Source organism: Actinoplanes auranticolor (genome assembly GCF_018332655.1).
Classification (GTDB): domain Bacteria; phylum Actinomycetota; class Actinomycetes; order Mycobacteriales; family Micromonosporaceae; genus Actinoplanes; species Actinoplanes auranticolor.
Genome location: NZ_BOQL01000122.1, coordinates 1 through 1,477, shown reverse-complemented (window position 1 = coordinate 1,477; position 1,477 = coordinate 1). Strand labels below are relative to the sequence as shown.

General features: G+C 66.2%; 1 protein-coding gene. It reads left to right on the top strand.

The window, feature by feature from the left end:
* The first annotated feature begins 91 nt into the window (after positions 1 to 91).
* Positions 92 to 1,345 carry an IS4 family transposase gene (locus Aau02nite_RS45875; RefSeq protein WP_212995002.1) on the top strand — a complete coding sequence of 418 codons (1,254 nt, stop codon included), beginning with the start codon at positions 92 to 94 and terminating at the stop codon, positions 1,343 to 1,345.
* Positions 1,346 to 1,477 lie beyond the last annotated feature (132 nt).

The window sequence follows — 1,477 nt, the reverse complement described above, 5'->3', positions numbered from 1 at the left end:
CCAATGCCACTCAGCTTAGGTTGATCTTGGTGTTGTCCGTGTCGGTTCGTCGGTGGTGGTGACATGACCGGGATGATCGCCTGTCGTGGCGATGGTGGGTGTGGTGCCGGTTTCGGGTGGGTTGACGGACTGGATTTCGGTGGGGTTGTTGGCGTCGTCGGTGCCGCGGGACGTGATCGATGAGGCCGTGGCCGCGTACGGCCGGCAGGCGAAACGTTCCGATGGCAAGCTCCCGCCGCATGTGATGGTGTATTTCGTGATGGCGATGGCGTTGTTCGCCGACGAGGATTACGAAGAGGTTCTGACCCGGTTGGTGGAGCCGTTGATCCGGTGGGGTTGCTGGGATCCGGGGTGGCGGATGCCGGGTTCGTCGGGGCTTACTCAGGCTCGTCAGCGTTTGGGGTTCGAGCCGGTGCAGGCGGTGTTCGCGCAGGTCGCGGTGCCGGTGTGTGAGTTGTTGACTCGGGGTGGGTGGCTGGGCGGACGCCGTCTGGTCTCGATCGACGGCTTCGAGTGGGACGTGCCCGACACCCAGGACAATGCCGTCGAGTTCGGCCGGCCTGGGGGTGTGCAGCATCCGGCGGCGTTCCCGAAGGCGCGGGTGTTGACGCTGGTGGAGTCAGGGTCGCACGCCACGATCGGCGCCACGATCGGTGCGTGCGTCGGTGAGGGTTCCGGTGAGCAGAGCATGGCCCGGGACCTGTATCGGTTGCTGGAGGCGGGAATGCTGGTGATGGCCGACCGCAATTTCTACAGCTACACCGGTTGGGAGACCGCGGCCGGTACCGGTGCTGATCTGCTGTGGCGGGTCAGTGACTCCGTTGAATTGCCGACGGTGGCGGTCCTGGCCGACGGCTCGCACCTGGCGCTGCTGTTCGCCTCACGGACCACCCGGGCATGGCGGCAGCGGCTGCTGACCGCGGCCCTGGCCGGTGAGGATCTGGACCCGCGGCGGGCCAGGCTGGTGCGGGTCGTCGAGTACCAGGTCCCCGACCGTGGTGACGCCGATGAACGGCAACTGGTCTGCCTCATCACCACGATCCTCGATCCTGGTGAGGTCGCCGCGGAGGTCTTGGCGCAGGGCTACCACGACCGATGGGAACACGAGAACGGTAACGCCCAGCTCAAAACGTCTTTACGGGGCCCAGGCCGGGTTTTGCGGTCGAAGAGCCCGGACATGGTCCGTCAGGAGATCTACGGCTACCTGTTGACCCACTACGCGATCAGCGCGCTGATCTGCCGGGCTGCGACCGAGGCCGACATCGACCCCGACCGGGTCAAGTTCCTCCGCACCGTCCGCATCGTGCGCCGCCGGATCACCGATCCCGCGGCCTTTTCCCCCTGACCTGCTCACCACCGGGCTCCACGCCTTCAAGCAGGAAATCGTCCACCGCCGCAATCTGCACCCGCCGCGCCGACACCGCAGCTACCCCCGCGTCATCAAACGCGGCCGACACAACAGCTACCAGGTCAGACA

Excerpts from the sequence above, each read along its gene's own strand:
- Aau02nite_RS45875 (WP_212995002.1), top strand. The coding sequence starts at position 92 with ATGGTGGGTGTGGTGCCGGTTTCGGGTGGGTTGACGGACTGGATTTCG.